28 protein-coding genes and 3 tRNA genes are annotated in these 26760 nt (G+C 70.4%); 15 read left to right on the top strand and 16 right to left on the bottom strand.

Translation table 11 applies throughout. From position 1 onward, the window contains the following. The first annotated feature begins 117 nt into the window (after positions 1-117). The 3 genes from IW245_RS27995 (at position 118) to IW245_RS27985 (ending at position 3565) form a co-directional block, all read left to right on the top strand. A complete protein-coding gene (locus IW245_RS27995) occupies positions 118-327 on the top strand; it encodes a BldC family transcriptional regulator (protein WP_197006137.1) in 210 nt (69 codons plus the stop codon). A 108-nt stretch (positions 328-435) separates the two neighbouring features. Further along, on the top strand, positions 436-1701 hold the full coding sequence (locus IW245_RS27990; RefSeq protein ID WP_197006136.1) for a gluzincin family metallopeptidase: 1266 nt from the start codon (positions 436-438) through the stop codon (positions 1699-1701). A 31-nt stretch (positions 1702-1732) separates the two neighbouring features. Further along, positions 1733-3565 carry a hypothetical protein gene (locus tag IW245_RS27985; RefSeq protein ID WP_197006135.1) on the top strand — a complete coding sequence of 611 codons (1833 nt, stop codon included), beginning with the start codon at positions 1733-1735 and terminating at the stop codon, positions 3563-3565. Here IW245_RS27985 and IW245_RS27980 read toward each other — a convergent pair. Further along, positions 3552-4175 carry an acyl-CoA-like ligand-binding transcription factor gene (locus IW245_RS27980; RefSeq protein WP_197006134.1) on the bottom strand — a complete coding sequence of 208 codons (624 nt, stop codon included), beginning with the start codon at positions 4173-4175 and terminating at the stop codon, positions 3552-3554. The two genes, IW245_RS27985 and IW245_RS27980, sit on opposite strands and share 14 nt — an antisense overlap. 76 nt (positions 4176-4251) lie before the next feature. Here IW245_RS27980 and IW245_RS27975 point away from each other — a divergent pair, with 76 nt between their 5' ends. Beyond that, on the top strand, positions 4252-6369 hold the full coding sequence (locus IW245_RS27975) for an MMPL family transporter (RefSeq protein WP_197006133.1): 2118 nt from the start codon (positions 4252-4254) through the stop codon (positions 6367-6369). 53 nt (positions 6370-6422) lie between these two features. On the opposite strand, the gene IW245_RS27970 is transcribed toward IW245_RS27975, so the two are convergent. After that, positions 6423-6626 (bottom strand): DUF397 domain-containing protein, encoded by a 204-nt coding sequence (locus tag IW245_RS27970; RefSeq protein WP_197006132.1) that lies wholly within the window; start codon positions 6624-6626, stop codon positions 6423-6425. Between the two features lie 18 nt (positions 6627-6644). After that, positions 6645-7481 (bottom strand): helix-turn-helix domain-containing protein, encoded by an 837-nt coding sequence (locus IW245_RS27965; protein WP_197006131.1) that lies wholly within the window; start codon positions 7479-7481, stop codon positions 6645-6647. Positions 7482-7688: 207 nt separating this feature from the next. Here IW245_RS27965 and IW245_RS27960 point away from each other — a divergent pair, with 207 nt between their 5' ends. Then, positions 7689-7874, top strand: a complete 186-nt coding sequence (locus tag IW245_RS27960) for a hypothetical protein (protein WP_197006130.1) — start codon at positions 7689-7691, stop codon at positions 7872-7874. A 10-nt stretch (positions 7875-7884) separates the two neighbouring features. After that, entirely contained in the window at positions 7885-8412 is a 528-nt protein-coding gene (locus IW245_RS27955; RefSeq protein ID WP_197006129.1) for a hypothetical protein, read from the top strand. A gap of 142 nt (positions 8413-8554) precedes the next feature. Here IW245_RS27955 and IW245_RS27950 read toward each other — a convergent pair whose 3' ends face one another. The 3 genes from IW245_RS27950 to IW245_RS27940 all read right to left on the bottom strand — a co-directional run bounded on the left by IW245_RS27950 (position 8555) and on the right by IW245_RS27940 (position 12443). Then, positions 8555-10987, bottom strand: a complete 2433-nt coding sequence (locus tag IW245_RS27950; protein ID WP_197006128.1) for an FtsX-like permease family protein — start codon at positions 10985-10987, stop codon at positions 8555-8557. Continuing rightward, complete coding sequence (locus IW245_RS27945; protein WP_197006127.1) at positions 10987-11739, bottom strand: ABC transporter ATP-binding protein; 753 nt, start codon at positions 11737-11739, stop codon at positions 10987-10989. Before IW245_RS27945 ends, IW245_RS27950 begins: the two co-directional genes overlap by 1 nt. A gap of 149 nt (positions 11740-11888) precedes the next feature. Next, the gene (locus IW245_RS27940) at positions 11889-12443 is read right to left on the bottom strand and encodes a helix-turn-helix domain-containing protein (protein ID WP_197006126.1); all 555 of its coding nucleotides are present in this window, start codon (positions 12441-12443) and stop codon (positions 11889-11891) included. A gap of 184 nt (positions 12444-12627) precedes the next feature. Between IW245_RS27940 and IW245_RS27935 the strand changes: the two genes are divergently transcribed. The 6 genes from IW245_RS27935 to IW245_RS27910 all read left to right on the top strand — a co-directional run bounded on the left by IW245_RS27935 (position 12628) and on the right by IW245_RS27910 (position 16979). Next, positions 12628-13149: a hypothetical protein gene (locus IW245_RS27935; protein WP_197006125.1), complete on the top strand. Its 522-nt coding sequence runs from the start codon at positions 12628-12630 to the stop codon at positions 13147-13149. Next, positions 13146-14477, top strand: coding sequence for a PrsW family intramembrane metalloprotease (locus tag IW245_RS27930; protein ID WP_197006124.1), 1332 nt, complete (start codon positions 13146-13148; stop codon positions 14475-14477). Before IW245_RS27935 ends, IW245_RS27930 begins: the two co-directional genes overlap by 4 nt. A gap of 103 nt (positions 14478-14580) precedes the next feature. Then, positions 14581-15429 (top strand): 3-hydroxyacyl-CoA dehydrogenase family protein, encoded by an 849-nt coding sequence (locus tag IW245_RS27925; RefSeq protein ID WP_197006123.1) that lies wholly within the window; start codon positions 14581-14583, stop codon positions 15427-15429. Then, positions 15414-16148, top strand: coding sequence for an enoyl-CoA hydratase/isomerase family protein (locus IW245_RS27920; RefSeq protein WP_197006122.1), 735 nt, complete (start codon positions 15414-15416; stop codon positions 16146-16148). The genes IW245_RS27925 and IW245_RS27920 overlap by 16 nt, the downstream gene beginning before the upstream one ends. Further along, positions 16145-16549, top strand: a complete 405-nt coding sequence (locus IW245_RS27915) for a hotdog fold thioesterase (protein WP_197006121.1) — start codon at positions 16145-16147, stop codon at positions 16547-16549. The genes IW245_RS27920 and IW245_RS27915 overlap by 4 nt, the downstream gene beginning before the upstream one ends. A gap of 28 nt (positions 16550-16577) precedes the next feature. Next, entirely contained in the window at positions 16578-16979 is a 402-nt protein-coding gene (locus IW245_RS27910) for a hypothetical protein (protein ID WP_197006120.1), read from the top strand. 32 nt (positions 16980-17011) lie between these two features. Here the strand turns inward: IW245_RS27910 and IW245_RS42395 are convergent, their stop codons facing one another. The 4 genes from IW245_RS42395 to IW245_RS42390 all read right to left on the bottom strand — a co-directional run bounded on the left by IW245_RS42395 (position 17012) and on the right by IW245_RS42390 (position 19022). Then, positions 17012-17863, bottom strand: a complete 852-nt coding sequence (locus IW245_RS42395) for an EamA family transporter (protein WP_197006119.1) — start codon at positions 17861-17863, stop codon at positions 17012-17014. Positions 17864-17872: 9 nt separating this feature from the next. Continuing rightward, the gene (locus IW245_RS27900) at positions 17873-18208 is read right to left on the bottom strand and encodes a hypothetical protein (protein WP_197006118.1); all 336 of its coding nucleotides are present in this window, start codon (positions 18206-18208) and stop codon (positions 17873-17875) included. Between the two features lie 207 nt (positions 18209-18415). Beyond that, positions 18416-18586 carry a hypothetical protein gene (locus IW245_RS27895; RefSeq protein ID WP_197006117.1) on the bottom strand — a complete coding sequence of 57 codons (171 nt, stop codon included), beginning with the start codon at positions 18584-18586 and terminating at the stop codon, positions 18416-18418. Positions 18587-18614: 28 nt separating this feature from the next. Next, a complete protein-coding gene (locus tag IW245_RS42390) occupies positions 18615-19022 on the bottom strand; it encodes a replication initiator (protein WP_307788921.1) in 408 nt (135 codons plus the stop codon). A gap of 126 nt (positions 19023-19148) precedes the next feature. On the opposite strand from IW245_RS42390, the gene IW245_RS27885 reads away from it, so the two are divergent. Next, the gene (locus IW245_RS27885) at positions 19149-19391 is read left to right on the top strand and encodes a hypothetical protein (RefSeq protein WP_197006116.1); all 243 of its coding nucleotides are present in this window, start codon (positions 19149-19151) and stop codon (positions 19389-19391) included. A gap of 743 nt (positions 19392-20134) precedes the next feature. Here the strand turns inward: IW245_RS27885 and IW245_RS27880 are convergent. From IW245_RS27880 to crtI, 5 genes are all read right to left on the bottom strand, one after another. Further along, positions 20135-20208, bottom strand: a tRNA-Phe gene (locus IW245_RS27880). A 14-nt stretch (positions 20209-20222) separates the two neighbouring features. Next, a tRNA-Asp gene (locus IW245_RS27875) sits at positions 20223-20296 on the bottom strand. A gap of 25 nt (positions 20297-20321) precedes the next feature. Continuing rightward, a tRNA-Glu gene (locus IW245_RS27870) sits at positions 20322-20394 on the bottom strand. 106 nt (positions 20395-20500) lie between these two features. Beyond that, on the bottom strand, positions 20501-21244 hold the full coding sequence (locus IW245_RS27865) for a polysaccharide deacetylase family protein (protein WP_197006115.1): 744 nt from the start codon (positions 21242-21244) through the stop codon (positions 20501-20503). A gap of 2 nt (positions 21245-21246) precedes the next feature. After that, entirely contained in the window at positions 21247-22716 is a 1470-nt protein-coding gene (crtI, locus tag IW245_RS27860; RefSeq protein ID WP_197006114.1) for a phytoene desaturase family protein, read from the bottom strand. 29 nt (positions 22717-22745) lie between these two features. Between crtI and IW245_RS27855 the strand changes: the two genes are divergently transcribed. Both IW245_RS27855 and IW245_RS27850 read left to right on the top strand, forming a co-directional pair. Beyond that, the gene (locus tag IW245_RS27855) at positions 22746-23621 is read left to right on the top strand and encodes a phytoene/squalene synthase family protein (protein ID WP_197006113.1); all 876 of its coding nucleotides are present in this window, start codon (positions 22746-22748) and stop codon (positions 23619-23621) included. Between the two features lie 102 nt (positions 23622-23723). Continuing rightward, positions 23724-24035 (top strand): DUF6232 family protein, encoded by a 312-nt coding sequence (locus IW245_RS27850; RefSeq protein WP_197006112.1) that lies wholly within the window; start codon positions 23724-23726, stop codon positions 24033-24035. 50 nt (positions 24036-24085) lie between these two features. On the opposite strand, the gene IW245_RS27845 is transcribed toward IW245_RS27850, so the two are convergent. Then, positions 24086-26578 (bottom strand): hypothetical protein, encoded by a 2493-nt coding sequence (locus IW245_RS27845; protein WP_197006111.1) that lies wholly within the window; start codon positions 26576-26578, stop codon positions 24086-24088. Positions 26579-26760 lie beyond the last annotated feature (182 nt).

Raw genomic sequence — 26760 nt, 5'->3', positions numbered from 1 at the left:
GCTACATGGCTTCAACCGTTCGGGCCATGTCCGACATCGCGGACAGGCCGGACGATGGAACGGCGTTGGTCGGCGGGACCCCGGCCACGTTTGAGAGCACTTGTGGAGGAGTGACCGATGGCATCTCGTACTCACGAGCCCGAGCCGCTGCTCACCCCGGCTGAGGTTGCGTCGATGTTCCGCGTCGACCCGAAGACCGTCACCCGGTGGGCAAAGGCTGGCAAGCTGAGCGCAATTCGCACGCTCGGCGGGCACCGCCGTTACCGTGAGTCAGAGGTTCGCGCTCTGCTGCAGGGCCAGATCCCGCAGCAGCGTACGGGCGAGTAGTGCAGTCGCTCCAGGACCCTCGATAGCCCTGGAGTTGCTGGTGAGGGGCGTGGCCGTGAACTACGGCGCGCCCCTCCGGCATGTCCGCCCTCACCCACTGGGATGCCCGTGCGCCGTCGTACCCCGCTCGTGGTCGCTCTTGTTCTCGCCCTCGGGGGCGCGGGCGGGGCGGTGCTCGGCGCGCTCGGGGCACCCGCAGCGGGTTTCCTGCCGGCCACGGACCCGGGAGCCCGGGACGCGGCGTTCGCGACCCTGCTGGACCGCAGGGCCAAGGCGGTGCGCGACCACGACCTCGACGGGTACCTCGCCGACGTCGACCGGGCCCGCCCGCACCTCGTCGCGGCGGAGACCCGTACCTTCCAGAACCTGGCCCGGCTGCCCCTGACGGCGTTCACCTACGCCCTGGGAAAGGCGCGCTACGAACTGAAGGGGCACCCGGAACTCGCGGACCGCTACCACGGCAGGGTGGCGCTGCCCGCCGTCGAGATCCACTACCGGATCTCCGACGTCGACCAGGCGGATGCCGCAGCCCCCTACGTGCCGATCCTGGCGTGGACGGGCGGCCGGTGGGCGGTGGCCGGCGAGGCGACGGACACCGACGTCGACGCGCCGGTCCCGCCCGGCGCGCAGCCGTGGCAGGGCGACCCGATCGCCGTCCGCGCCACCCCGCGCGCCGTGCTGGTGCACTCCCCGGAGGACACCGGCCGGGCCGACGCGTGGGCAGGACGGATCGAGTCGGCGCTGGACGCCGTGCTGCGGTTCCGCCCGGGCGGCTGGTCGGGGCGGGTGTTCGTCGTCGCGGTCAGGGACAGAAAGATGCTCGAGGGGTACCTGGGGGCCGAGGCCGGCCGGGTCGGCGCTGTCGCCGTCGCCCAGTTCGACCGGGTCCCCGAGTGGCACCCGGGCGAGAAGGCCGGATACGCCGGCACGGTCGTGGTGATCAACCCGGACGGGCTGGACGACCCCGGGCTGTCGGCGACCCTCGTCCACGAGTTCACGCACGCGGCCATGGGGCCGGTCACCACGGCGGCGACCCCGACCTGGCTGATGGAAGGGACAGCGGTGTACGTCGAGTTCGGCGATGATGTGCTGGGGGCGACGTACGCGAAGAAGCACCTCGCAGGACGCGACCTCTCCCGCCTGCCACCCGACGACACCTTCTACAACGCCGTGGAGAACTACGACCTGTCGTTACTGGCCTGCAAGCTCCTCGTGACCCGGTACGGCGAGCGTGGCCTCGTCGGCGTCTACGAGTGGTTCGCCCAGCACGACGGCCCACCGGACCAGGGGTTCAGGGAAGTGCTGGGGATCTCCCTGGCGGACTTCACCGCCCTGTGGCGCCGCCAGGTCCAGGACACTGTCGCGGCAGGCTGACCTGCCACCCCTCACATTGATAGGCGCCACCATGAGTGACTACCCCGCGCCCGGTCTCGGACCGGTCGACGGCCCCCTCCGGGACGGGCCGGGCGAGACCACGCCCGCGCAGCCCGCGCCGGCCCAGCCCTTGCCCGGCCAGCCCGTGCCCGGTCCTGCTGGAGTGGATCAGCCGGCGCCCAGCCCCTGGGCCGCCGGTCAGTCCGAGCCGGACACCTGGGCCGTGAACTCCGAGCCGGTCACCACCGCAGTGCCGCAGCCCCAGCCCCAGCCCGGGCCGTGGGCCCAGCCCCTGCCCGGCGCGCCCGGCCAGATCCCGCCGGGTCAGGTCGCGCCCGAGCCCTATGTGCCGGGCCAGCCGGTGTTCGGCACCTACCCGCAGGCTCAGCCGGGCCCCCAGCCCTACGGCCAGGTCCCGCCCGGGAGCGGGCAGTACGTGCCCGGGCAGGCCGGGCCGATGCCGTGGCCGCCGCCGCAGCTCGCCGGCTGGCAGCCCCAGGGCTGGCCGCCGCCCCGTCGTGGCCCCAGCCGGGTCCCGCTGGTGCTCACGATCCTCGGCCTGGTGGCGGCGCTGCTGTTCGCCGGGGTCGGCTCGGCCGCCGCGGCCGTCAAGGTCGCCAAGGACAAGCGCGACGCCCCCGCCGCGAGCCTGTACCTGTCCGGGGTGGTCGTCGACCAGCGCAACCGGGAGGTGTCCGACCTGCTCGCCCGGCGGTCCAAGGCCGTCCGGGAGAAGGACAAGGCGGCCTTCCTCGCCGACGTGGACCCGTCCCAGCCGGGGCTGGTGGCGGCGCAGACGTTGCAGTACGAGAACCTGGTCAAGCTGCCGTTCGCCGCGTTCAGCTACACGTTGGAGACGGACAAGTTCCGGCTGAAGTCGCATGCTGACCTGGTCGCGAAGTACAAGAAGATCGTTTTTCTGCCCGCGGTCACGATCCACTTCCGGATCGAGGGGGTCGACGACGTCGAGTCGGCCACGCCCTACGTGCCGATCTTCGGCCGGATCAAGGACAAGTGGACCCTGGTCGGCGAGGCGGTGACCAAGGACCTGGACAGCGCGATCCCGTTCGGTTTCGGCACCCAGCCCTGGCAGGGCGACGCGATCTCGGTGCGGACCACGGCCAACGCCGTGCTGGTCTACTCGCCGTCCGACGAGAGCAAGGTCGCCGAGTGGTCGAACCTGATCGAGAACTCGATCCGCGACGTGAAGAAGTTCCGGCCGGACGGCTGGTCGGGCAAGGTCTACGCGATCGCGGTACGGGACAAGAAGCTCTACAACGAGTACATGGGCGAGGGGAAGGGCGACAAGTTCTCCGCGTTCCAGACCGCCCGGTACGACCGGGTCGGCCGGTGGAGCAGCAGCGCCACCCCGCCGAAGATCTCCGGCTCCCTCGTGATGATCAATCCTGACTCGCTCGGCAAGGGCGACGACCGGATCGAGTCGATCATGACGCACGAGATCACGCACGTCGCCATGCAGCCGATCGACAACGGCTACACCCCGAGCTGGCTGGTCGAGGGCACCGCCGAGTTCGTCGAGAGCGGCATGATGACGAACATGCAGATCAAGCCGGAATGGGCCAAGGAGCACCTCGCCGGCAAGAACCTCGACGAGCTGCCCTACGCCCGGACGTTCTACGACGACAACGGCGAGAACTACACGCTCGCGTGGCTGGCCTGCATGATGATCGCCGACAAGTACGGCCGGGCGAAGCTGCTCGCGCTGTACCTGGCCTTCAAGGACGCGAAGGACCAGAACCTGGAGACCCGGGACAAGGCCATGCGCGACGCCCTGGGCGTGTCGCTGGCCGACTTCACCACGCAGTGGCGCAACGAGGTGAAGCGCTCGATCAACGGGGGCTGAGCCCTGAGATCAGGGTGTCGTAGCTCTCCCGGCACAGGTCGTCCAGCGTCTGGCCCGCCGCGCCCCGCCCGGCGTGCCAGACGCTGAGTGCCGCCTGGGCCGAACCGATCGCCGCCACGGCCAACAGCCGGGGGAACATGTCGTTGACGTCGTGGCCGCTGTGCTTGGCCGCGTACTCCGCCACCACGTCCGTGAGCTCGGCGAACACCGCGTAGTAGGACCCGAGCAGGGCCGGCTGCCGCGCCATCAGGTCCAGGCGCGCGCCGATCTGCCGCTGCTGCTCCTCCGCGTCGAACGCCAGCGCGTCCAGCGCGTTGCGCACCGCCTCGATCGCCGGCTCGTCGGCCGGCCGGGCCTCGAAGCTGGCCCGGAGCCGGTTGGTGATGTCGTGCGCGACGTCGCCGAAGAGGACGTGCTGCTTGGACGAGAAGTACCGGAAAAAGGTTCTGACCGCCACGTCGGCCGCCTCGGCGATGTCCTCGACCGTGGTCTGCTCGTAGCCCTGTTCGGCGAACAGCCGCAGTGCCGCGTTCTCCAGGGCTCTCCTGGTCTCCAGCTTCTTGCGCTCCCGGCGTCCGGGTTCGGTCGGCTGTCCCACCTCTGTCGTCACGCTCACATGGTGTCACGGAAACTCATGTGGCACGCTGTGTCTTGTGGCACGGCGTGCCAGATTGGGGAGGATGGACATGTTCGCAGCAATCGGGCGCGGGGTGGCCCGCAGGCCATGGTTGGTCATCGCCACGTGGCTGCTCGTGGCGGTCGCGGTCATCGCGGCGGCGCCGAGCCTGAAATCCGTGACGAACTCGGATCAAAGTGCCTTTCTGCCCAGCTCCGCAGAGTCGGCCAAGGCCGCAGCGGTCGCGAAGGCTGCCGGGTTCACCAAGGGCGCGACCGGCGTGATCCACGTGCAGCGAGCCGACGGCGGCACCCTGACCCAGGCCGACCTGGGCGCGATCGGTGGGTTGGCGCAGACGCTGAAGGCGCCGGCCGTGACCGGCGTGCTCTTCGACCCGGCCCAGACCGTCGCGCCGAACGGCAGGGGCGCGCTGCTCGTCGTCCAGTTCGAGGGCGCGGCCCGCGACGAGAAGGTGCACGACGCCGTCGCCACCCTGCGGACCCAGACCGCCGAAGCCCTCAAGGGCGGCCAGCTGAAGGCCGGCATGACCGGCGAGGCCGCCATCGACGTGGACAACACCAAGGCCATGGCCGACGCCGAGAAGATCGTCACCCTGGCCACCCTGGGCCTCATCGTCATCCTGCTGCTGGTCATCTTCCGCAGCCCGGTCGCGTCGCTGCTGCCGCTGGTGTCGGTCGGCATCGTCTACGGCATCGCCCAGGCGCTGGTCGCGATCGCGGCGAAAACCTTCGACTTCCAGATCGGTACCGAGGTCCAGACCCTGATGACCGTGGTCCTCTTCGGAATCGGCACCGACTACATCCTGTTCCTCCTGTTCCGCTACCGCGAACGGCTCCGGGCCGGCGACACCGCGCGCGAGGCCATCGTCGCGGCCGTCGACAAGGTCGGCGAGGCCATCTCCTCCGCGGCGTTCGCCGTGATCGCGGCGTTCGGCGCGCTGGTCCTGGCGCTGCTCGGCTTCTTCACCACCCTGGGGCCCTCGCTGGCCATCGGCGTGTTCGTGATGCTGCTCGCCGCGCTCACCCTGGTACCGGCCATCATCACCCTGCTCGGCGAGCGGGTCTTCTGGCCGACGAGGACGAAGGCCGACGGCAAGGGGCACCCCGGGTTCGCCCGGCTCGGCCGGTTCGTCGCGCACCGCCCGGCCGTCGCGCTGGTCGGCTCGCTCGTCCTGCTCGGCGTACTCGCCGCCGGGGCGCTCGGCTTCCAGCCGCAGTTCGACCCCCTCGCCCAGCTGCCGGCGAAGATGGAGGCCACCACGGCGTTCAAGGACCTGGGGAAGAACTTCCCGGCCGGCGTGGCCAACCCCTCCCAGGTGTACCTGAGGTCCGACCACCCGCTGGCCCCCGCCGAGCTGCAGAAGTTCGTCGCCACGATGTCCACCGCCCCAGGGGTCGCCGGCCCGATGCCGCCCACGGTGTCCTCGGACGGCAAGGTCGCCCAGATCCCGCTGATCCTGAAGTCCTCGCCCTACGAGACCGCTGCGATGGACTCCGTGCCGGCACTCCGGGCCGCCGCCGAACACGCGGCCCCGGCCGGCACCCAGGTGCACATCGGCGGCATGACCAGCACCTTCGCCGACATCCGCGGTATCACCAACCGGGACCTCAGCGTCATCTTCCCGGTGGCCGGCCTGCTGTTCCTACTGATCCTCGGCGGCCTGCTCCGCGCGATGGTCGCACCGCTCTACCTCGTGGTGTTCGTGGTCCTCGGCTTCGTCGCCACCCTCGGCGCGACCGTGTACGTCTTCCAGGGCGCACTCGGCCACGGCGGCCTGATGTTCATGCTCCCGATCATCATGTACCTGTTCGTCACAGCCATCGGGACGGACTACAACATCCTGGTCACCGCGCGGATCCGTGAGGAACTGCGGGAGGGCCGGAGCCCCCGGGACGCCGCGGCGTTGGCCATCGAGCACGCCGGACCGTCGGTGGCCGCTGCCGCGGTCATTCTGATGGGTACCTTCGGATCGCTCCTGATCTCCGGGGTGTCGTTCTTCGCGGAGATGGGCTTCGCGGTGACGCTGGGGATCGCGCTGGTCGCGTTCGTGGTGTCCCTCGTGCTGGTGCCGGCGGCGACCGTCCTGTTCGGCGGCTCGTCCTGGTGGCCGGGCCACCGACCGGCCCCGGCCGACGTGGTCGCGGAGGAGCCGGCGCTCGCGCGCTGACGCACAAGGTCGCCCCGCCCTCAGTGAGAGCGGGGCGACCTTTTCCGTGCGGGTCAGCCCGAGAAACGGCCGGTCTTCACGTCAGCGACGAACGCCGACCAGTCTCTGCCGTCGACGACGAGAACCCCGCCCGCGCGGTCCTTCGTGTCCCGGACACCGACCACTTCGCCCAACGCCACTTCGACACAGTTTCCACCCTGGTTACCGCTCCGGGTGGAGGTGCGCCACGGGGCGTGGATGTCTGTCTGCCCAGCCATCCAGCCCTCCTTTCTGTCCTAGGTGCCGTCCGCAGCCGCCGCGATGGCCTCCGTCGAGTCCTTGGGAGTCATCGCGAGCTTCCGGAGCTGGCCGAACAACGCTTCATACTGCTCGACCTCCGGTCGCTCCTCGAGGTAGAGGCTGCTGGTGTAGTTCTCGAGGTAGATGAGTGGCGGATCTTCCTCAGTGTCGAAGAGAAGCTCCGTCCACGCCATGCCCATGCTGCCGTGCGCACCCGCGCTGGCCGGCAGAATCTGCAAGGTGAGGTTGGGTTGCTCGGCCGCATTTAGCAGGCGCGCCAACTGGCCACGCATCACGCCGGGGTTACCCACGGGTCGGCGGAGCACCACGTCATCAATGATGAAATGCAGCCGCGGCTTGTCGTCGCGCGCTTGCCGACGCATGCGCAACTCGATCAGCTTCTCGATCGCGGCGGCCGTGCGCGGGCCGGTCGACAGGACCGCCCCGGCATAGTCCTCGGTCTGCAGCAGACCCGGAATCTGGGCGACGGAGTAGTCCCGGATCTCGCTCGCGTCGAATTCCAGGCCGACGTAGAGCTCGAACCAGTCGGGTAGCACGTCGCTGAACTTCCGCCACCAGCCACGTTGCCGCGCCTCGCGTGCCACCTGGGTCAACGCCTCGATGTCCTGCTCACTCGCGCCGTAGATCCGGGCGAGGGTGGCCACTGTCGGCACGCTGGGCATGACGGTCACGGTCGGGTCTTCCAGGCGACTCAACGTCGACTTCGAGACGCCAGCCTTCTTCGCCGCCTCGCCGAGGCCCAGCCCGACCTGGTCGCGTCGGGCACGGAGAGCGCGGGCGAGTCGCCGCCGCCTGAGAGTGGGTCCAGCCATCCACACAGTGTGGCGCACGGACGAGTGGATCTCCACAGCTGAAAACGGTCAAGATGAGTGTTGCATGCTGCAATCGGCTGCTCTAATCTCGGTGTGTGGCCCGGCTCACAGAGCTGGCGCCCAGCGCGAGACGCCTGTGGTGCCGTGGCGTGCCGTCCCGGCCCCAGGCGTCTCGCGCCCCGGACACTTCCCGGACGGAGGCTCCCCGTGAGTGCCATCCCCCTCAACGAAGTCGGTTCCGAGGTCGCCGCTGACGAGGCGTTGCGGGCGGCGCATCTCGACAGTGAGACCGGGTGTTGTGTCGCCTGTCAGCGGCCGTGGCCCTGCGACACCTACCTGGATGCCGGCAACCGGCTCGGCAACAGGCTGCTCGGGCTGACCCGGCGGACCTGACATGCCACCCATGAACGCCCGGTCGTCGGGTTCCCCGATCCATCCCCGGCGGCCGGGCCCCGCCACGGAGGAGCCCGAGCGGCCGGGCCCTGCCACAGAGGAGCCCGAGCGGCCGCGCCCCGCCACGAAGCAGCCTGCGCGGCCAGGGCCCGCCGCAGACGCGCGCACGCCCGGGGTGCTGTTGGGGGTGCTCGACACGATCGGGCCGGCGGTGGTGCTCGGTGGATACCGGATCCCGGCGAGTGAGCAGCGGTGCGCCATCGAGGGCGTGGACCTGGCGACCGACGGGACAGCCGGGGTCCGCGAATACTGGATGGTTCCCGGCGGGCTCTACTACATGGCCTGGTACCGGACGGATCTGTGCTGGATGCTCGCCGGGGACGGGCTCGACGTCGAGCGCATGCACCGGCTCACCCGGGGCGACTCCTACGCGACCGTGTTACCCCTCGACACGGGAGTCCGTGAACACCTCGACCCGGGGCGCAACTATGCGCTGTGGCCGGTCGGGGTGTGCTGGGAGCTGCGGCGCTGGCCGTAGGGCTGTCGCCGGCAGGCCGGCCGGGGCCGCTGATGGAGACCGGGGCAGGTGTCGCCGTAACCGGAAATGAATGTTCTTGATCTGGGTGGAGAGCCGCCCCCTTCCCGGTGTGGGACGAGGGCGGCTCCGGGCTTCGCATGTCCTACTGGCGGGCGCCGATCGTGTCCGCCGGGTTGGCCCGCAGCGCCAGCCGACCCGGCACCAGGGTGCTGGCGAACGCGAGAGCCGCGCTGCCCAGGGCCACGACGATGTAGGTCATGAGCGGCACCTGCGGGGACGCCGCTCCGGTCAGGCCCACGCTGAACCCGGTCAGGACGGCCAGGCTGACCGCCGTGCCGAACACCAGGCCGATCACGGCCACCACCGCGGACTCCCAGCGCAGCATGCCCAGGACCTGGCGGCGGGTCGCCCCGACCAGGCGGAGCAGGGCGAACTCCCGCCGGCGGTCGCCGACCGACAGGGCCAGGGTGTTCACCACGGCGATCGCGGTGAACGCGAGCACCAGGCCCATCGCGATCAGGCTGATCTGCGCGTTGACGCTGCCCTGCTCGGCCTGGGCGGCCTGGACGCCGGTCCGGTCGAGTACCCGCAGGCCGGGGAACGTCGCCGCCAGGCTGGCCGGGTCGCCGCCCCGGACCAGGACCATGTCGTTGAGCGGGTTGTCGACGTGCGCGGCGAGCAGGTCGTGGTCGATGGTCACGTCCGGGAAGCCGAGGCCACGGTCGTAGACGGCGATCACCGTCAGGCTCACCCGGGTGCCGTCGCCGAGGCTCAGGCTCAGCGAGGTGCCCACCCGGAGGTCCAGTCGGGCGCTCACCGCGACCTTGTCGGCTGCCAGGTCGGCGAGGTCGCCGGCGCTGACCCCCAGGTCCAGGGTGCGGTCCGCGCCGGCCGGCGTGACGCCCTGGGCGGACAGTTTGGTCAGCCCGTTGAGGACCCGGCCGCGCTTCACCTCGGTCACCGTGGTCACCCCGGGCACGGCGCGGGCGGCGGTGGCCGCTGCCGTGGGTACGCCGGTCGCTGAGCCCAGGACGTGCTCGGCGAGCAGGCCGTCGTTGGCCTGCCGGGTGGTGGCCTCGGTGGTCGTGGACTGCATGAACAGCACGGTGCAGGTCATCGCGACCATCAGCGTGAGCGGGGTGATCACCGAGGCGAGCCGGCGGGAGCCGACCGTGGAGTTCGCCGCGGCCAGCCAGCCGCCGATCCGGAACCGGCGCAGGGGGACGGCCAGTACGGCGACCGCGCCCCGGGCCAGCGGCGGGCCGAGCAGCGACACGGCCGTGCACCACAGCAGCACGGTCAGGTACGTCACCGGGCTCGACGCGGCCTCGGTGTCCAGGATGGTGAGCAGTCCCGTGCCGGCGAGCGCGAGGACGCCGACCACCGCGCCGGCCACCAGCCGACCCACGCCGGTGCGGACGCCCAGGCTGGACTCCGCGAGAGCCTCCGTCGGGCGGATCCGGATCGCGCGCCGGGCCGAGACGAGCGCGGCGACCAGACCGGCGGCCACCGTCACCAGGGCTGCGGCCAGCGGCGGGACGAAGCCGACCACCGGATCCAGGGCCGCGGGGATCGCGCCGGCCGCCACGAACCGGTCGCGGAGCCAGGACATCAGGGCGATGCCGAGCACCGAGCCGAGGCCGCCGGCCACCACGCCGACCAGCAGCGCCTCGCCGCCGATCAGCCGGCGGATCTGCCTCGGGGTGGCGCCGATGGCCCGGAGCAGCGCGATCTCGCGGTACCGCTGCTGGAGCAGCAGCGCGAATGTGCCCACCACCACCAGGATCGCGACGATCAGGGCAGTGCCGCCGAGGGTGGCGCTCATACTCACCAGGCGCACCTGGGCCTTGGCCGAGTCGGGGAACTCCAGGCCGCCCCGGTCCGCCCCGGTGTAGACCCGGGCGGGCGTGCCGGCCAGAGCCTTGCCGAGGTTCACGCCCGGCGCGTCCACGCCGAACGCCGTGACCTCACCCGGGTGGCCGAACAGCCGCTCCGCCTCGGCCGGGGCGAAGAACACCGCCGACTGCAGGCGCAGCGGGCTGGCGAGGCCGACCACCGTGTACCGGGCCGGGGCCCCCGTCGACTGCACGGTGACCTGATCACCCGTCCGGACTCCGGCCCGCCCCGCGAGGGCCGCGTCGAGCACCACCTCGGTACCCGTGGCCGGGGCGCGGCCGTCGGCCAGGGTGCACGGGCCCAGGGCCGCCGACTCCCAGGCGTGGCCCAGGGACTGGGGGCCGGGCACGCCGGGCAGCACCGCCGGGAAGCTCAGCTCCGGGACGACCGTCCGGACGCCGGGGATGGCGCGGAGGGTGGCGGCGAGGTCGGCGGGGACGCGTACCCGTTCGGTGAGGGGCTTGGTCTTGATCTTCTTGCCGGTGTCGTGGTGCAGTTCCTGGTCGCCGGCGACGATCGTCATGCCGGCGTAGCGTTCGGCGGGCAGGCCGCCGCGCAGGCCGGTGTCGAGCATCAGGCCACAGGCGGAGACCAGGGCCGCGGCGCAGCACAGGGCGAGGAACGCGCCCACGAAACTGGCCTTGCGAAAGCGCAGGGTGCGCAGGGCGAGTCCCAGCATCAGACCCACGCCCCCAGCCGTGCCATCCGCTCGGCGACCCGGTCGGTGGTCGGCGCGGACATCGAGTCCACGATCCGGCCGTCGGCCAGGAACAGCACCCGGTCGGCGTGCCCGGCGGCCACCGGGTCGTGGGTGACCATCACGATCGTCTGGCCCGACTCGGCCACGATCTGGCGGAGCAGGCCCAGCACCTCGGCGGCCGTGCGGCTGTCCAGCGCGCCGGTCGGCTCGTCGGCGAACAGCACCTCCGGCCGGGTGACCAGGGCGCGGGCGATGGCCACCCGCTGCTGCTGGCCGCCGGACAACTCGCTCGGCCGGTGGTCGGCGCGGGCGGACAGGCCCACCCGGTGCAGGATCTCGGTCAGCCAGGCCTGGTCGGTCTTCCGGCCGGCCAGCCGCAGCGGCAGCGTGATGTTCTCGCGGACCGTGAGCGCCGGCAGCAGGTTGAACGCCTGGAAGACGAAGCCCAGCCGGTCGCGGCGGAGCAGGGTCAACGCCGTCTCCGACAGGCCGGACAGCTCGGTGTCGCCCAGCCGGACGGAGCCGGAGGTCGGGGTGTCCAGGCCGGCGGCGCAGTGCAGGAACGTGCTCTTGCCCGAGCCGGACGGGCCCATCACCGCCGTGAAGGTGCCCCGGGGGATCGACACCGACAGGTCGCGGAGGGCGTGGACCTGGGCGTCGCCCCTGCCGTAGCTGCGGGTGACGCCGGTGAGGTGCACTGCGGGTGGCGGGTCGTTGTGTTCGGTGCGCATGGTGTGTTGTCCTTTGAGGAGGAAGCGCTGTGCGGTGTTTTCTGCGCAAGGGCAGGGCCGGGTCGTCGAGTTGGCGCTCGACGACCCGTTTTTGCGTGTGCGGATCCCGGGCCGCGTTGGCGCGCGGCCCGGATGTTTCGTGTCGGGACTTACCTGGGTGCGGGGAAAGCCAGGAAGCGCAGGTGCACGGTCCGGGCGTCGGCCGGACGGGGCCGGTCGCGGTAGCTGGCCAGCAGCTCCTGGTAGTCGCGTTGCAGTGCGATGAGTTCGGTGTAGCTGAGCTCGACGGCATCGCGGTCGTAGGGCAGCTCCTCCGCCCATTCGCCGGTGGCGTCCCGGGCGGCCTGGGCCGCGGCGAACAGGTCCAGGTCCGCCGAGTAGCCCAGCCGGGTGACCTCGTGCAGCACCGGGCGCATGTCCTGGTCCTGCTGGTCGCGGAGGGGCAGCCGGCGCTCGGTGTACTTCCACCACCGCTCCCGGCCGTGCGCCAGGTCGGGCACCTCGGCGACGAAGCCGTACCGGGCCAGTTCGCGCAGGTGGTAGCTGGTGGCGCCCGTGTTCTCGCCGAGGGCCGCCGCCAGGGTGGTGGCCGTCGCCGGTCCGTGCACCTCCAGGTGCTGGAGGATCCGGTGCCGGCGGGGATGCGCGAGAGTGCGGAGCGCTTCCAGGTCGGTCACCTCCGGGGGGAGGGGTGAGCCCGTCATGCGTCCATGATCACTCGTGCACAGGAGATTGTGCAAGGGGGATTGTGCATGAAACTTTGTGCACGTGGGCGTGTGCACAGCATCGGTACCCGGAAAGAGCGGATTGTGTCGGGGCTCCAACCTGGGGTCCGGACACGGTAGGCTCACCCTCAGCGATAACGCCGCTACCGGTAGGGGAGGCCGAGTGCGTGCGAACCTGCTGGGCACCCTCGCGGTCCTCGCGGTGCTGGCCACCCTCACGTTCGGCCTACCAGCCGTGAACCGCGCGCTGCCCGCCGAGCGTTCGCTGCCCGCCGGCCAGGAGCTGGCGATCGGCTACGGGGTGACCATCACCCCACCCGTCGGGGCCAGGGTCGACGTCACCCGCACCCTGCCCAACCGGGGCGTGCTCGCTCTCGTCCTGCACGGCCTCGACTTCCGGGCCGAGGCGAAGACCACCTCCGACGGCGTCGACGGGCTCGCCAGCCGGCTCCGCACCCGGGTGCAGAACCAGCGCGGCGTCCAGGTCACCGGCGACCTGCGCGAGGTGCACACCGACGCCGGGGTGCGCGGCCTGCGCGGCACGTTCTCCTCCACCGGCCGCGACGGCATCTACGCGGCGTACGTGTCCAACGGGATCGGCGTGCAGGTCACGGTCAGCGGCACCGCGCTCGCCGAACAGGTCGGGGCCGTGGAGCAGAGCCTCGCGGGATTGAGGTTCGCGTGACCGCCGCCGTCCGACCCATGCAGAGCGGGCAACGCAGACTCACCTGGCGCAGCCCGGCGCTGTGGCTGACCGTCGTCGTGATCGGATACGGGGCCTGGCAGATCGGGAAGTTCGGGTACCCGAACTTCGTCAACTATCCCCGGGCCGCCGCGCTGGCCGTGGTGCTGTTCGGGCTGTACGCGATCCCGTACACCCTGCTGGTCACCGGCCTCGACTACCTCGAACCCGAACCGGTGTCCCTGATCGGCACCGCCGTGGCCTGGGGCGGCCTGGCCGCGACGGCGGTCGGCGTGACCGGCGGCCAGGCGTTGCAGGGCATCCTCGCCAAGCTGATCTCGCCGGCGTTCTCCGACCAGTGGTCCCCGGCCATCGTCGGCCCGACCATCGAGGAACCGGCCAAGATCCTCGGCGTGATCATGATCGTGCTGCTCGCCAAGGGCCAGCTGAACAGCGTCGTCGACGGCGTCGTCTACGGGGCCTTCGTCGGCCTCGGCTTCCAGCTCGTCGAGAACTTCATGTACGCGATGTACGCCGTCGCCATCTCCGGCAACGGCGACACCGTCTCCCCGGTGGTCGCGACATTTCTGGTCAGGGGGTTCCTGTCCGGGCTGTGGAGCCACACCATGTTCACGGCGCTCGCCGGCGCGGGCATCGGGTACGCACTCGTCGCCGTCCGCCGGCCCTGGTGGCGCCGGCTCGGCATCGCGGCGCTGGCTTTCCTCGGCGCGTGGGGCCTGCACTTCGTCTGGAACTCCCCGCTGCTGATCAACGGCTTCGGCGGCGGACTGGGCGGGATCGCCGCCATCCTGCTGATCAAGGGCCTGCCGGGCCTGCTGCTCGTGCTGCTCCTGGTCGGCGCGGCCAAACGCAGCGAGGCGCGCTACTACTCCGACACCCTGCTCGGGCTGACCGACCCGGGGCTGGCCACGGCGGGGGAGGTCGACACGCTGTGCCACGCGCGGCGGCGGCACGCGGCCCGGCGGTACGCGAAGGCGCGCGGCGGACTCAAGGCCCAACTGCTGGTCCGCCGGCTGCAGATGGCCCAGGCCAAGCTCGCGGTCGCGATCAGCCGGGCCCAGGGCAACCCGGCCGGGACGGTGTACGACGTGGCCGGCCGGTTCCGGGATCCGGCCGCTGTCGTGCAGCGGCGGGTGCAGGAGGTCCGGATGCTCCGGGGCCGGCTGCTCGGGCTGGGGATCTCCGACGCCGCCGCGCCGACGGAGGTGCGGCACCGGGTGCACTGGAACGGGCTGCTGTTCCGGGTGGGGCTGGTGGTGGTGGGAGCGGTCGCCCTGGCCGTCCTGATCCGCCGGCTGGGCGGCGGCTGACGCCTGCATAATATGCAACTGCATGAAATGCACGGACATGACTTCGGCACCCCGTGGCGGGGGTCATGGCGGGGCCGATCCGGAGCCGGGCAGAATCGGGCTCATGCTGGAACGCTTCGTGGTGATCGGGGCCGGGACGATGGGCGCGGGAATCGCGTACGTCGCCGCCGGGGCCGGGTACGTCGTCTCGCTCGTCGAGCCCGATCCCGACCGGGGGCCCGCAGCGGTCGCCGGGCTGCGGGACCTGTGGGCCAAGGCGGTGACCCGGGGCAAGCTGTCGCAGCTCGAAGCCGACGGGGCCGCCGGTCGGTTGCACCTGGTCCGGTCCCTGGACGAGGTCGCCCCCGATCCGTCGGTGATCGTCGAGGCCGTGCCCGAGCGGCTGGAGCTGAAGCGGTCCGTGCTGGCCGCCGCCGCCGCGCTCAAGCCGGCGCTGCTGGCCACCAACACCTCCTCGATCGCGATCTCCTCGCTCGCCGAGGGCCTGCCCGACCCGTCGGTCCTGTGCGGGCTGCACTTCTTCAACCCGGTGTTCGCGATGCCGCTGCTGGAGATCGTGCTCGCCGACGACACCTCCGCCGACGCGCGCGAGCGGGCGCTGATCGTCGCCGACCGGCTCGGCAAGGACCCGGTCGTCGTCCGGGACATGCCCGGCTTCGCCACCTCCCGACTCGGCGTGATGCTCGGCCTGGAGGCCATCCGGATGCTCGAGGACGGCGTGGCCAGCGCCGCCGACATCGACAAGGCCATGAAGCTCGGCTACAAGCACCCGATGGGCCCGCTGGAGCTCACCGACGTCGTCGGGCTCGACGTCCGGCTCGACATCGCCCGCACGTTGCAGGCCGCGTACGGCGACCGGTTCGCGCCCCCGCAGCTCCTGATCGACATGGTGGCGGCCGGCAAGCTCGGCAAGAAGACCGGCGAGGGGTTCCACACGTGGCCAGCCTCCTGATCTCCGAGAGCGACGACCGGCTGGTGGTCACTCTCGACCGCCCCGAGAAGCGCAACGCCATCGACGCCGAACTGGTCGCCGAGCTGCACGAGGTGTGCGCCCGGCTCGAACGCGACCCGAAGCTGCTGCTGCTCACCGGCGGCGCGGACGGCCTGTTCGCCGGCGGGGCCGACATCGCCCAGCTCCGCGACCGGGGCCGCCTGGAAGCCCTGGCCGGGATCAACCAGAGCCTGTTCGCGCGGATCCTCAAGCTCCCGCTGCCGACGATCGCCGCCGTGGACGGGCCGGCGCTGGGCGGGGGCGCGGAGCTCGCGTACGCGTGTGACCTGCGGATCTGCACCGACCGCGCCTTCTTCGGCCAGCCGGAGGCCCGGCTGGGCATCCTCGCCGGCGCCGGGGCCACCTACCGGCTGCCCCGGCTGATCGGCGAGGGCCTGGCCAAGGAACTGCTGTTCACCGGCCGGCGGATGCTCGCAGACGAGGCACTGTCCCGTGGCCTGGTCTCCCGGGTCGTCGCGCCCGCCGACCTGCTCGCCACCGCCCACGGCATCCTCGACGACATCGCGAAGTCCTCGACCCTCGCGCTCCGGCTGACCAAGCTGGCCGTGGACGCCCCCGAGGGCGCGCACCCGCACATCGAACTGGCCAGCCAGGCCGTGCTGTTCGAGGACGCGGAGAAGTACGCCCGGATGACAGCCTTCCTGGAGAAGAAGAAATGACCGAGTCGTTCGACATCAGCCCGGGCGGCGACCTCGCCAAGAAGATGGGCATCGAGATCACCGAGGCCAGCCCCGAGCGGGTGGTCGCCACGATGCCGGTCGAGGGCAACACCCAGCCCTACGGTGTACTGCACGGCGGCGCCTCCGCCGTCCTCGCCGAGACCGTCGGCTCGATCGGCTCCGCCCTGTACGCCGGCCAGTCCGGCGGCATCGCCCTGGGCACCGAGCTGAGCTGCACCCACCACCGGTCGGCCCGAACCGGGCTGGTCACCGGGGTCGCCACGCCGATCCACCTCGGCAGAACCCTGGCCACGTACGAGATCATCATCTCCGACAGCGCGGGCCGGCGGATCTGCACGGCGCGACTCACCTGTGCGATTCGGCCCAATCCGGCCCTCTGACTTGACCGGTCGCAGTAACCTGCGGCTGATGACATCGATCCCGGCCAGCGCGTCTGACGAGATCGGCGACCACGTGCACGCGGTCCTCGCGGCGGGGGTGGTCGGCGATCTCGACGGCGCCATGCGCTCGGTCGACGAGATCGTCGCCGAGCACGGGGCCTGGGCGGTGTATGACCTGGCCGGGGCCATCGTGACCGAGATGCTGGGCGACTTCCGCCAGCCGGAGGACGCGGAGTTCTGGACGCTGGACTTCCCCGGGATCGAGTCCGCCGGGTATGACCTGCGGTGGGTCGCGCGGTTCATCAGCGCACACGCCAACGGCGAGGAGGACACGGCCCGGGCGTTGTATCGGGCGGCGGTGAACGACGAGGAGATCCGGCCCTGTCTGGGGGCGCTGGTGACGTCGGCGATCGCTACTCTGCGCCGGTAGCCGGGTCGCGGAGCGGGCCGGCGGGGCACCGTTCAGCCTGCGGCCAGGGCGATCACGCCGCCCAGGACCACCGCCGCGCCGAGGAGCCGGCGGAGCGGGTTGGGCTCGCGGAGCAGGAGCCAGCCGAACACGCTGCCGACCACGATGGACAGCTCGCGGGCCGGGGCGACCAGGCTGACCGGGGCCATCCGGTAGGCGAAGAGCACGAGAATATAGGCAAGTGGTGACAACCCGGCGATCACGAACACCTCTTTCCGGTACCGGCGCCACACGTCCCTGACCCGGTCCGGATTCCTGACCGCGTACGGGGTGAGGAACACCAGCCTGCACACGTTGCTGCCCCACTCGTAGAACAGCGGCGCGATCGCCAGCGGCCCCACGGCGTGCGCGTCGAACACGGTGTACCCGGCGATGAACACCCCCACGACCAGCCCGTACGCCAGGCCCGTGCGGCGGCGGTGCCGATCCCCGGTGCCCGGGCCACCGCTCACGATCAGGATGCCGACCACCACGGTCAGCCCGCCGGCGAGGGCCAGCCAGCCGGGCCGCTCGCCCAGGACCAGCACCGCGACCCCGACGGACAACAGCGGACCGGTACCCCTGGCCAGCGGGTACACCACGGACAGGTCGCCGACCCGGTAGCCGCGCTGGAGCAGCACGAAGTAGCCCAGGTGCATCACGGCGCTGCACAAGATCACTCCGATCGCGGCCCAGGTGAAACTCGGCCGGACGAAGAAGAGCGCCGGCGCGTACAGCACCGAGGAGACGACCGTCGACATCCAGAGCAGGGCCGGCCCGCCGTCGCCGGCCCGCTTCGCCGCCAGGTTCCACCCGGCGTGGCAGAAGGCTGCTGCGACGACGAGGGCGATAGCGGCGGGCGGCACCGACTGAGCCTAGTCCGTGTTGATCAAGGAAGCGATGAGAGCCAGCACACCACTGATCAGGAGTACCACCCCCAGGCCCACGGCGAGGGCCAGCCAACCGGGCCAGGCCTTCCTCTTGCCGAGCTTGAAGAAGGCGGACAGGAGAGCTGCCGTCCCGAAGAACTGGAAGGGGACGAAACACGTGAAGATGGTGATGCCGTTGATCGCGCCGTGCAGCTGGTCGCGGGAGTCGAGGATGTACAGCACCCAGCCCGTGGTGGGGCACAGCAGCAGCATGGCCAGGCCGAGCGCGGTCGCCTGACCGGGATAGCGGGACTTCTTCTCGTCAGGCCACAGATCTGTCATGCGGGGGAGCGTAGGTGGTGTTCCTTCCGCTGTCCGCCCCGGACGCTACCGCCGACGCGCCAGGTGGACGACGATGTCGGCGCTGATCTCGACTGTGGCCGGCAGTACCCGGACGTAGCCTTCACGACTATCTGGCCACTGCCCCCACACCTGGCTGAAGGCGGTCAGGCGAACCCGTAGCAGTTGGCTGCCGAACTGACATGGCGGTCAGGAGTCGGAGAATCGGCTCGGGCGGATCATCTCCGCAAGGCCGACCAGGGTGACCAGCACGAAGCCCATCACCAGAAACACCGTGTCCGTCTCGGCCTTGACCACTCGGCCGAGAACGACCCCGGTCGCCACCGTGCCGCCCACAGAGAACGCAATCTTCGCCAGCACCTGCGCAGCCTCCCAAGTTTTGCTGACCCTACAGCGCTTCTGGCGAGCCGTGGGGTAAGGCATCGCCTGGCCGGCGGGCAGGCTCCGGGATGGCCGGGGGCCCCTCAGACCCGAACCTGGGGCTGCGGGCGTGGTAGTCCTGCGTGCACCGAACGTGGTACTCGAACCGCGGCTTGGTGTTGTCGCTCTGGTCGTCGGGGAGTTCGAGGAGGGCGCGGACCCAGGCCCGGTTGTCGTCGCGGTGGTCGGTGAGCGTCTTGTTCGACCACTGCCGGGAGATGAGAACCCGCCGCCCGGTGAAGCCGAGGGTCTGGCGCTGGTGGACCTTGCCCCGGCAGTGACCCGGGCGCAGGGTCGGTCCGGCGTTCTTCGGCGCGATGCCGTAGAGCAGCCACTCGGCTTCGCGATCCCTCAGCCCATGCCCGACGAGGTACACGCGGCGTTCGAGCGCCTGGTTAAGGCCGGCTTCACCACCAGGCTCGTTCGCACCACCTGAGTGCCGAACGATGTGCCCAGATTCGCGCGGCAGGTCTGGGCACGCGCGTTCTGCCATGCTTGCCGGATGGAGAACATTGATCCTGGCGAACGGCTTAGCGACGCCGAATTGGGGGAGCTGGCCAGGTTGCTGGCGAGGTTCGCATCACATGATCTGGATCAGTGGGAGAACTGGCGGGTTCACACGCCGCATGGGCCGGTCTACGTGACAATGACCAACGCGTTGATGGCAGGTTGTTCGGACGAAGCCTTCACGACGATCTGGCCGCTACCTCCACGGCTGGCCGAGGGTGGTCGGACGAACGCGTAGCAGTTGGTTGCCGAATTGTTCTCTACAGGATCAAGGCGCGCCTCGCGGCGCGCTGTGCGGGTGCGGAGACCCGTCCGGCGGCAAGCCGCTCCGGCCTTCCCTCCGGTCGGCCGGAGCGGAAGCCGCCGACAACCGACGGCAGCCGCACCCGCCCAGCGCAGAACCACCCGCGAGGCGAGAACGTAAAACAGGGCACCTCATGTGAGGTGCCCTGTTCCCATCCTGACGGGGTTCGAACCCGCAACCTTCCCCTCGCAGGGGCCGCTCTACCGATTGAGCTACAGGCGGCTGATCCTAGGATCTGGCCGTAGTCTACCGGCGGCTTCTGGCTGACTGGGGGTAGCAACCTTGTCCTCGCCGGACGGGCAGGCTCCGGGATGGCTGGGGCTGGTCGGGCACGTTGCCGAGAGTTTGTGGTTGCGGTTCTGGGTCGGGGGCCATCCCGTCACCTGCCGCGAGGGCAATCACACCGCCGCCGGGGTATCAAACGATGACCCGTTTTTGACACCCCGGCGTCGGCGCGATCGATCAGAGATCAGGTGACGGGATGGTCCCCTCAGGCCAGCACCTTGGCTGCGGGCGAGGTGGTCCAGGCGTGCGATTAGCGTGCGACAGCGACCGGCTGATCATGGATTTTCAGGGGCACTGGCGGTCGTCGGCCTAGCCGGGATGTGCCCCGGACAGCAAAACACCCACCAGCGTTTCCGCAGGTGGGCGATGCTCTAGCCCGGCGAAGAGCTAAGTGGCCAGGGGCGGGGTCGAACCGCCGACCTTCCGATTTTCAGTCGGACGCTCGTACCAACTGAGCTACCTGGCCGTGCGCAAACAAAGCGGTCCTGACGGGACTTGAACCCGCGACCTCCGCCTTGACAGGGCGGCGAGCACTCCAACTGCTCCACAGGACCTTGCTGGTGTTGCTGATCTTACCTGTGCCCCCAACGGGATTCGAACCCGTGCTACCGCCTTGAAAGGGCGACGTCCTGGGCCGCTAGACGATGGGGGCGGCTCGAAAATCATCGCACACGGTGCGGGACTTTCGCGTTTGCCTTCCGTCCAGGCCCTCGTTGGAGGCTTGGAAAGCATACGTGATGCCCCGGGCATCCTCCAACTCAGGGCATGGCCACCAGGGTCATTCGCGTCTTGAGCTGCGGAAACAGTCTCCTGCACGCGGTGAGGGTGCCGGAGCGGTTCCCTCCGGCGTCGTGCATCAACACGATGGAGCCCGCCTGGGTCTGGGTGAAGACTGTGGTGTAGATCGCATCGGCTCCGGGCTGGGTCCAGTCCTTGGTGTCGACGGACCAGTGCAGGGAGCGCATGCCGAGTGACCGGGCGACGTCGATCAGGGTGGGGCTCCACATGCCGCCGGGTTGGCGGTAGTAGCGGATCTGGGCGCCGGGGACGGCCCGGTGGATGGCGTCGTTGGTGCGGGACAGGTTGGCGCGGATCGCGTCCGGGGACCAGGAGCCGAGGCCGAGTTCGTGGTGCCAGCTGTGGTTGCACAGGGTGTGGCCGTCGCGGGCGATCGCCTGGACGAGCGCCGGGTACTCCTGGGCCTCGGTGCCGATCAGGCAGAACGTGGCCTTGATCCCGTACTGCTTGAGCAGGGCCAGGATCTGGGGCGTGTAGGTGGGGCTGGGCCCGTCGTCGAAGGTCAGCGCGGCGTCGGGGCCGCCGGTGTTCTTGATCGTCTCGTAGGGGGTGAACTCGGGGCGGACCACGGGCGGCGGCTGGGTGGTCCTGACGATCACCGGAGGCGGCGGCGGTTTGGGTTCGCGCCACGCTGCCGTGGTGTGGTCGCACGCGACGAGGAGCGGCAGGGTCAGGAGTGCGACGAGTACCCGGCGCAGCAGCATGATCAGCTTCCTGTGATCCTTTCCGCCGCCAACCGCCCGGAGATCAACACCATCGGAACGCCCACTCCTGGCTGGGTACCGGCGCCGACGAAGACGACATTCGCTAGCCCAGATGCCAGGTTAGCGGGCCTAAACGGTCCAGTCTGCCCAAAAGTATGCGCAAGTGAAAATGGGGTACCAGCCTCGCAACCCTCGCGCGCCCAGTCGGACGGGGTCACCACGTGCGAAACCTCGATCTCGGCCCCGAAGTCCAGGTAGCCGCGCGCCTCCAGGGTCGCGACCAGTTCCGCGGCATAGCGCCTGCCGGCCAGTCCGTCCCAGGCGGGACCGACGCGCAGGTTGGGGACCGGGGCGAGGACGTAGTAGGCCTGCCTGCCGGTCGGGGCCAGGGTCGGGTCGGTGCGGCTCGGGTTGCTGACCAGCAGCGACGGGTCGCTCATCACCTCGCCGCGCTTGATGATCTGGTCGAACGTCTCGTCCCATGCCTTACCGAAGTGCAGGTTGTGGTGCGCGATGCCGGAGTAGCTGGCCCGGGAGCCGACGTGCAGGACGACGCAGGACGGCGAGTACCGCAGCTGGCGGGTCGCCCGGCGGCCGAGGAGCTGGTACGACGACGCCAGGTCCGGGTTGAGGACCACGACGTCCGCCGGGATCCGGGTGCCGTCCGAGGTGATCACCGCGCGGGCACGGTCCCCGGCGAGCTCGACCTTGCTGACGGTCTGGCCGTAGACGAACTCGACGCCGTGCTTCTCGGCCGCGCCGGCCAGGGCGCGGGGGAGGGCGTGGATGCCGCCGCGGGGGAAGTACACGCCGGAGACGCAGTCGAGGTAGGAGATCACGCTGTAGATCGCGAGGGCGTCGGCGGGGGCGAGGCCTGCGTAGAGGGACTGGAAGGAGAAGAGGCGGCGCGTCCGGGGGTCCTTCAGGAAGTCCCCGACGACCGGGCCGAGCTTGCGGAAGCCGCCCATGCCGATCAGCTTGAGCAGCGAAAGGGACACCAGGTCGCGCGGGCCGTCGAGGTTGCGGTCGATGAAGTGCCGCAGCTCCAGCTCGTACATCCGCTGGGCGTATTCGGCGAAGCGCAGATAGCCGTCGGCCTCCCGTGGCCCGCACACCCGCGAGACCTCGGCGGCCATGGCCGCGGTGTCGGTGTGCACGTCCAGGGTCGAGCCGTCGGGGAAGTGGCCCCGGTAGGCGGGGCCGAGCGGGATCAGGTCCAGCCAGTCCTCCAGCTTCTCGCCGACCGCGCCCAGGGTCTCGGCGATCAGCTCGGGGGCGGTCAGCACCGTGGGGCCGGTGTCGAACTCGTAGCCGCCGAGGCTGAGCCGGCCGGCCTTGCCGCCGGGGCTCTCCGATTTCTCGATCACGGTGACCCGCCGCCCCGCGCCGGCGAGGCGCAGCGCACAGGCGAGCCCCCCCAGCCCGGCACCGACGATGACGACATGCTCGGCTGGTCCGGTTACTCTGCGCACACGAATACCGTAGGTCCCCGGGGGTGACGATGGGCATCAGGCTGGCCGAGGCGTATGAACGCTGCCGGTTGCTGCACCGTCACCACGGTCGCAGCTACTACCTCGCCACCCGGCTGCTGCCGGCGTGGAAACGGCGGCATGTGCACGCGCTGTATGGCTTCACCCGGTATGCCGACGAGATCGTGGACCGACCGGGCGTCGCGGAGCGCGCTGAGCGCCTGGCCGAGTGGGGGGAGCTGCTCGCGGCCGGGCTGCGCGGGGAGCCGATCGATGATCCACTGCTGCCGGCGGTGATCCACACCATCCGGGTGTTCGACCTGCCGGCCGACGACTTCGCGGTGTTCCTCCGAAGCATGGCGATGGATCTGACCATCATCGATTATCCGACATTTGACAGTTTGTTGGACTACATGGCGGGCTCGGCGGCGGCCATCGGCACCATGATGCTGCCCCTGCTCGGTTCGGTCGACGACGCGGCGGCCCGGGAACCCGCCCGGCAGCTCGGCATCGCGTTCCAGCTCACCAACTTCATCCGCGACATCGGCGAGGACCTCGACCGCGACCGGCTCTACCTGCCGCTGGAGGACCTGGCCCGGTTCGGCGTCACGCTGTCCGACCTGCGCGCCGCCGCGGCCTCCGGCGAGATCAACCCCCAGATCCAGGCCCTCATCCGGTACGAGGTGCAGCGCGCCCGCCACCACTACGCCCTCGCCGAACCCGGGATCGCCCTGCTCCAGCCGAGCTCGCGCGCCTGTGTCCGCAGCGCCCAGCGGCTGTACGCCGGGATCCTCGACGAGATCGTCCGTGCGGACCACAACGTGTTCGCGACCCGGGCCCGGGTGCCGACCCTGCGCAAGTGGAGCCTCGCAGGTCGGGTACTCCTCGCGGAGGCCGTGAGCCGGTGACGCTGACGTTGCGGGGTCGTGAACAGGCCGTGTCGTAACAGACTGTGCCAAGTAGCGGACTGTCCCCTGTTCGCGGACGCCTCCGCGACGCACACTGGTCGCTTGGGCATCTATCGCTTGGAGGGCCGGGCGATGACCATCTACTACGAGCGCGACGGCGTGCGCGTCACGGAACAATGCGTCGAAGTCGCTGGTACGTGCTATCCCCTCGCGGAACTCGGCCGGATCGAGGTCGCACCGCCGACGGGACTGTCGGCTGTCTTCCGGGTCGGCCGGCGATGGGAGTTGTGGGCGGAGCACCGGGGAGCGTGGGTGCTGCTGTTCGCCACGGGGAGTGAACGGATCTTCGGTCAGGTGGGCCGGGCGGTGACCCGCGCACGGGAGGCGCGGCAGCCGGCGGCCAGACACCGCTAGCGCACGGGAGGCCCGGCTGGAATCCAGCCGGGCCTCGTGGAGCCGTCGTCTCAGACGAAGTAGCCGAACACGTCGACGACCAGGTCGGTGCTTCCGTTCGAACCGTTGTAGAAGCTGACCGTGCCGTCGGCACCCCGCCCGACCTGGGTCATCGCCGGCACGTTGAGGCCCGGCGTCCAGTTCAGATTCGAGGCGTTCGGCCGGGATCCCTCGGGGAACGCCGTCAGGAACCCCGTGGACCGGGTGTTCGTCACCGTGACGTTCATGACCGGTACCGCATGGGCGGGATCGATCCGCACCGGAGCACGGTACGTGCCGAACGGCAGCAGCGGGCTGTGGTTGTTGGTGTCGCCGTTCACCACCATGTCGGCCCGGGTGTCGACGATCCGGGTCGGCCACCTCGGCACGAAGTACAGGCCGCCGGTGGCGGTGTAGTAGCCGGACACGTCGACCACGAAGTCCGTGGTGCTGGCCGAGGTGTTGCGCAGCTCGATCGTCCCGTCAGCGGAGACCTGGACGATCGCGGCGTTGGCCACGGTCTGCCCGGAGACGTAGTTGAGGTTGGACACCCCGGGGTGCGCGCCCCCGGCCGGGTACGCGGAGATGAACCCCGGCCCGGTCGGCCCGGTCACGGTCAGGTTCAGCGCGGCGGCGGTCACCCCGGTGGTCGGGATCCCGGCCTGCCCGGTGATCTTGAGCTGGAGCGTCTGCCCCGGACCGAGCTTGGCCACCTTGCCACCGGTGCCGGTGCCCTCCCGGGTGTCCACCAGGCGGGTGGGCGTGACGGGCGTGTACCCGGCCGCGCTCGTCTTCGCGTAGTAGCCGGCGATGTCCACCACCACGTGCGGGCAACCGGACCTGGCGTAGATCTGGACCGTGCCGTCCGCGGCGAGCGGTGCCGTGACCAGGTTCGCCACGGTCTGGCCGGTCGCGTAGTTCACGTTCGACCACTCGCCGACCTGTCCCGGGTACCCGATGGAACCGACGGTGAGGAAGCCCGGACCGGTTGAGTCGGTCGCGGTCACGTTCAGCACGACCTCGGTCGCCCCGGCGGGTACGCCGGCCTGCCCGACCACGTGGAGGTTCCGGATGTCGCACAGCCGGTCACCCGACTCGCGGGTGTCCATGATCCGGGTCGGGGTCAGCGCCGTGTACGCGTTCCCCAGCGTCTCGGTCGCCTGGGTCCTGGTGTTCGTCACGACCCCGTCGGTGACTGTGCTCGTGATGGTGTAGCTGCCCGGGTGCTGATAGACGTGCTGCTGGTCGAGGTCACCCGTGGGGTACGGCGTGGCCTGCGCCGCCTTCGTGGTCTCCGGGCTGCCGTCGCCCCAATTGACTCTGGAGGTGACGGTGAGCCCGTACCAGTTGGCGCTCCACATGAAGCGCAGGCCGATGCCGGCGCCAGAGTCAGTGAGCGCGTAAATATCGTGGTTGGACGACAGCCGGTCGATGGACTCGAACGCTCCCCGGTCGTGGATGGAACCGCCGGTGTTCGCCACCCCGGGGTGGTCCACCCGCGCGTTGCCGAGCACGTCCGTGTCCAACTCGCCGGGTGCCGAGGCGTCCGCCGAGTCGACCAGCTCCGGGAGGGCGGCCAGGCCGCCGTTCGAGCCGTCGAAGGCGCCCAGCACGTCGGACCGGCCCTGGCCGGTCGCCGCCTGGAACTGCGCCGCGGTCTGGTAGTCGGTGCCACCCCAGGTGTAGGGCTGTCCCACGCCGGTGCTGAACGCGTTGAACAGGGCCGTCGTCTGTGCGGTCGAGTCCGCCGCGACGGCCAACTTCGCGCCGGCCTGCGTCGCGCTACTCGGATTGATCAGCACGTTGTTCTCGATCACGGTGCCGATGGCCGCGCCGGACACCGACAGGGCGTGCCGGGTGCCCTGCCGGATCGTGTTGCTGGTGACGACCACGTTCTGGGCCCCGGCCACGGTGACCGTGTCGGTGACCTGGCCGCCGTAGACCGTGTTCGTGCTCAGCACGACGTCGTGCGCCGGCGCGCTGACCGCCACGGATGAGACCTTGACGGCGGGCGTCACGATCCGGGTTCGGGTGACCCTGATGTGATGGGAGTCACCGCCGATGCTCAGTGGAATGTCCGTGCCCAGTCCGGAGAGGCGGCCCCGGTCGAACGCGATGTCGCTGGCACCCTGGATCGACGCCGTGTAGAAGCCCAGGTCGGTCAGGGCGAGGTTGTGCACCCCGGCGTCGATCTGCAGGCTGCCCGGAAGGAACGTCTTGTTGGGCGTCGGATACGCCTCGAACCGGATGGGACTGTCCGCCGTGCCCGATCGGCTGAGCTTCAGCCCCGTGGCGTACGACGCCGGGTAGAGCCTGACGGTCTGCCCGGGCTGGGCCTGGTCGGCGGCCACCTGCGGGGAGCAGAACGGCTGCTCGGCGGAGGTGCCCGGTCCGGTGTCCGAGCAGCCGGAGGCTGAGGGGTTCACGTAGAGGGCTGAGGGGGTTTCGGCCAGTGCTGGTGCTGCGGCTCCCCCGAGCAGGACAGTGGCGAACACACCCACCGTCATGAAGCGCTGAGTACTCATCTGACCTTCCGGTAATAGGCGCCCAACCCATGCCAAATGAGGCAATGTGAGTTGGGCCGAGAGGTGGGGCCCAATCTAACAGCGGCGCCGATAGTCCCGCAGCCCCGAAAAGGCTCCGGGGAAAGTCGTCCGTTTGGCGTCTTTACGGTTGAGCAGGCAGTTCTCCCTGGTGAACCCGGGTG

This window comes from Longispora fulva, assembly GCF_015751905.1.
In the GTDB taxonomy this organism is placed as follows: domain Bacteria; phylum Actinomycetota; class Actinomycetes; order Mycobacteriales; family Micromonosporaceae; genus Longispora; species Longispora fulva.
Note: the sequence above shows the minus strand (reverse complement) of the source record. Positions and strands in the feature narration are given on the sequence as shown.

What these genes read in the sequence shown, in the direction of transcription:
- IW245_RS27925 (WP_197006123.1), top strand. Translation starts at nt 14,581, where the DNA reads ATGCTGGAACGCTTCGTGGTGATCGGGGCCGGGACGATGGGCGCGGGA.
- IW245_RS27910 (WP_197006120.1), top strand. Translation starts at nt 16,578, where the DNA reads ATGACATCGATCCCGGCCAGCGCGTCTGACGAGATCGGCGACCACGTG.
- IW245_RS27855 (WP_197006113.1), top strand. Translation starts at nt 22,746, where the DNA reads ATGGGCATCAGGCTGGCCGAGGCGTATGAACGCTGCCGGTTGCTGCAC.
- IW245_RS27940 (WP_197006126.1), bottom strand. Translation starts at nt 12,443, where the DNA reads ATGACGGGCTCACCCCTCCCCCCGGAGGTGACCGACCTGGAAGCGCTC.
- IW245_RS27965 (WP_197006131.1), bottom strand. Translation starts at nt 7,481, where the DNA reads ATGGCTGGACCCACTCTCAGGCGGCGGCGACTCGCCCGCGCTCTCCGT.
- IW245_RS27915 (WP_197006121.1), top strand. Translation starts at nt 16,145, where the DNA reads ATGACCGAGTCGTTCGACATCAGCCCGGGCGGCGACCTCGCCAAGAAG.
- IW245_RS27900 (WP_197006118.1), bottom strand. Translation starts at nt 18,208, where the DNA reads ATGACAGATCTGTGGCCTGACGAGAAGAAGTCCCGCTATCCCGGTCAG.
- IW245_RS27885 (WP_197006116.1), top strand. Translation starts at nt 19,149, where the DNA reads ATGGAGAACATTGATCCTGGCGAACGGCTTAGCGACGCCGAATTGGGG.
- IW245_RS27995 (WP_197006137.1), top strand. Translation starts at nt 118, where the DNA reads ATGGCATCTCGTACTCACGAGCCCGAGCCGCTGCTCACCCCGGCTGAG.
- IW245_RS27970 (WP_197006132.1), bottom strand. Translation starts at nt 6,626, where the DNA reads ATGGCTGGGCAGACAGACATCCACGCCCCGTGGCGCACCTCCACCCGG.
- IW245_RS27945 (WP_197006127.1), bottom strand. Translation starts at nt 11,739, where the DNA reads ATGCGCACCGAACACAACGACCCGCCACCCGCAGTGCACCTCACCGGC.
- IW245_RS27845 (WP_197006111.1), bottom strand. Translation starts at nt 26,578, where the DNA reads ATGAGTACTCAGCGCTTCATGACGGTGGGTGTGTTCGCCACTGTCCTG.
- IW245_RS27865 (WP_197006115.1), bottom strand. Translation starts at nt 21,244, where the DNA reads ATGCTGCTGCGCCGGGTACTCGTCGCACTCCTGACCCTGCCGCTCCTC.
- IW245_RS27975 (WP_197006133.1), top strand. Translation starts at nt 4,252, where the DNA reads ATGTTCGCAGCAATCGGGCGCGGGGTGGCCCGCAGGCCATGGTTGGTC.
- IW245_RS27985 (WP_197006135.1), top strand. Translation starts at nt 1,733, where the DNA reads ATGAGTGACTACCCCGCGCCCGGTCTCGGACCGGTCGACGGCCCCCTC.
- IW245_RS27950 (WP_197006128.1), bottom strand. Translation starts at nt 10,987, where the DNA reads ATGCTGGGACTCGCCCTGCGCACCCTGCGCTTTCGCAAGGCCAGTTTC.
- IW245_RS27955 (WP_197006129.1), top strand. Translation starts at nt 7,885, where the DNA reads ATGAACGCCCGGTCGTCGGGTTCCCCGATCCATCCCCGGCGGCCGGGC.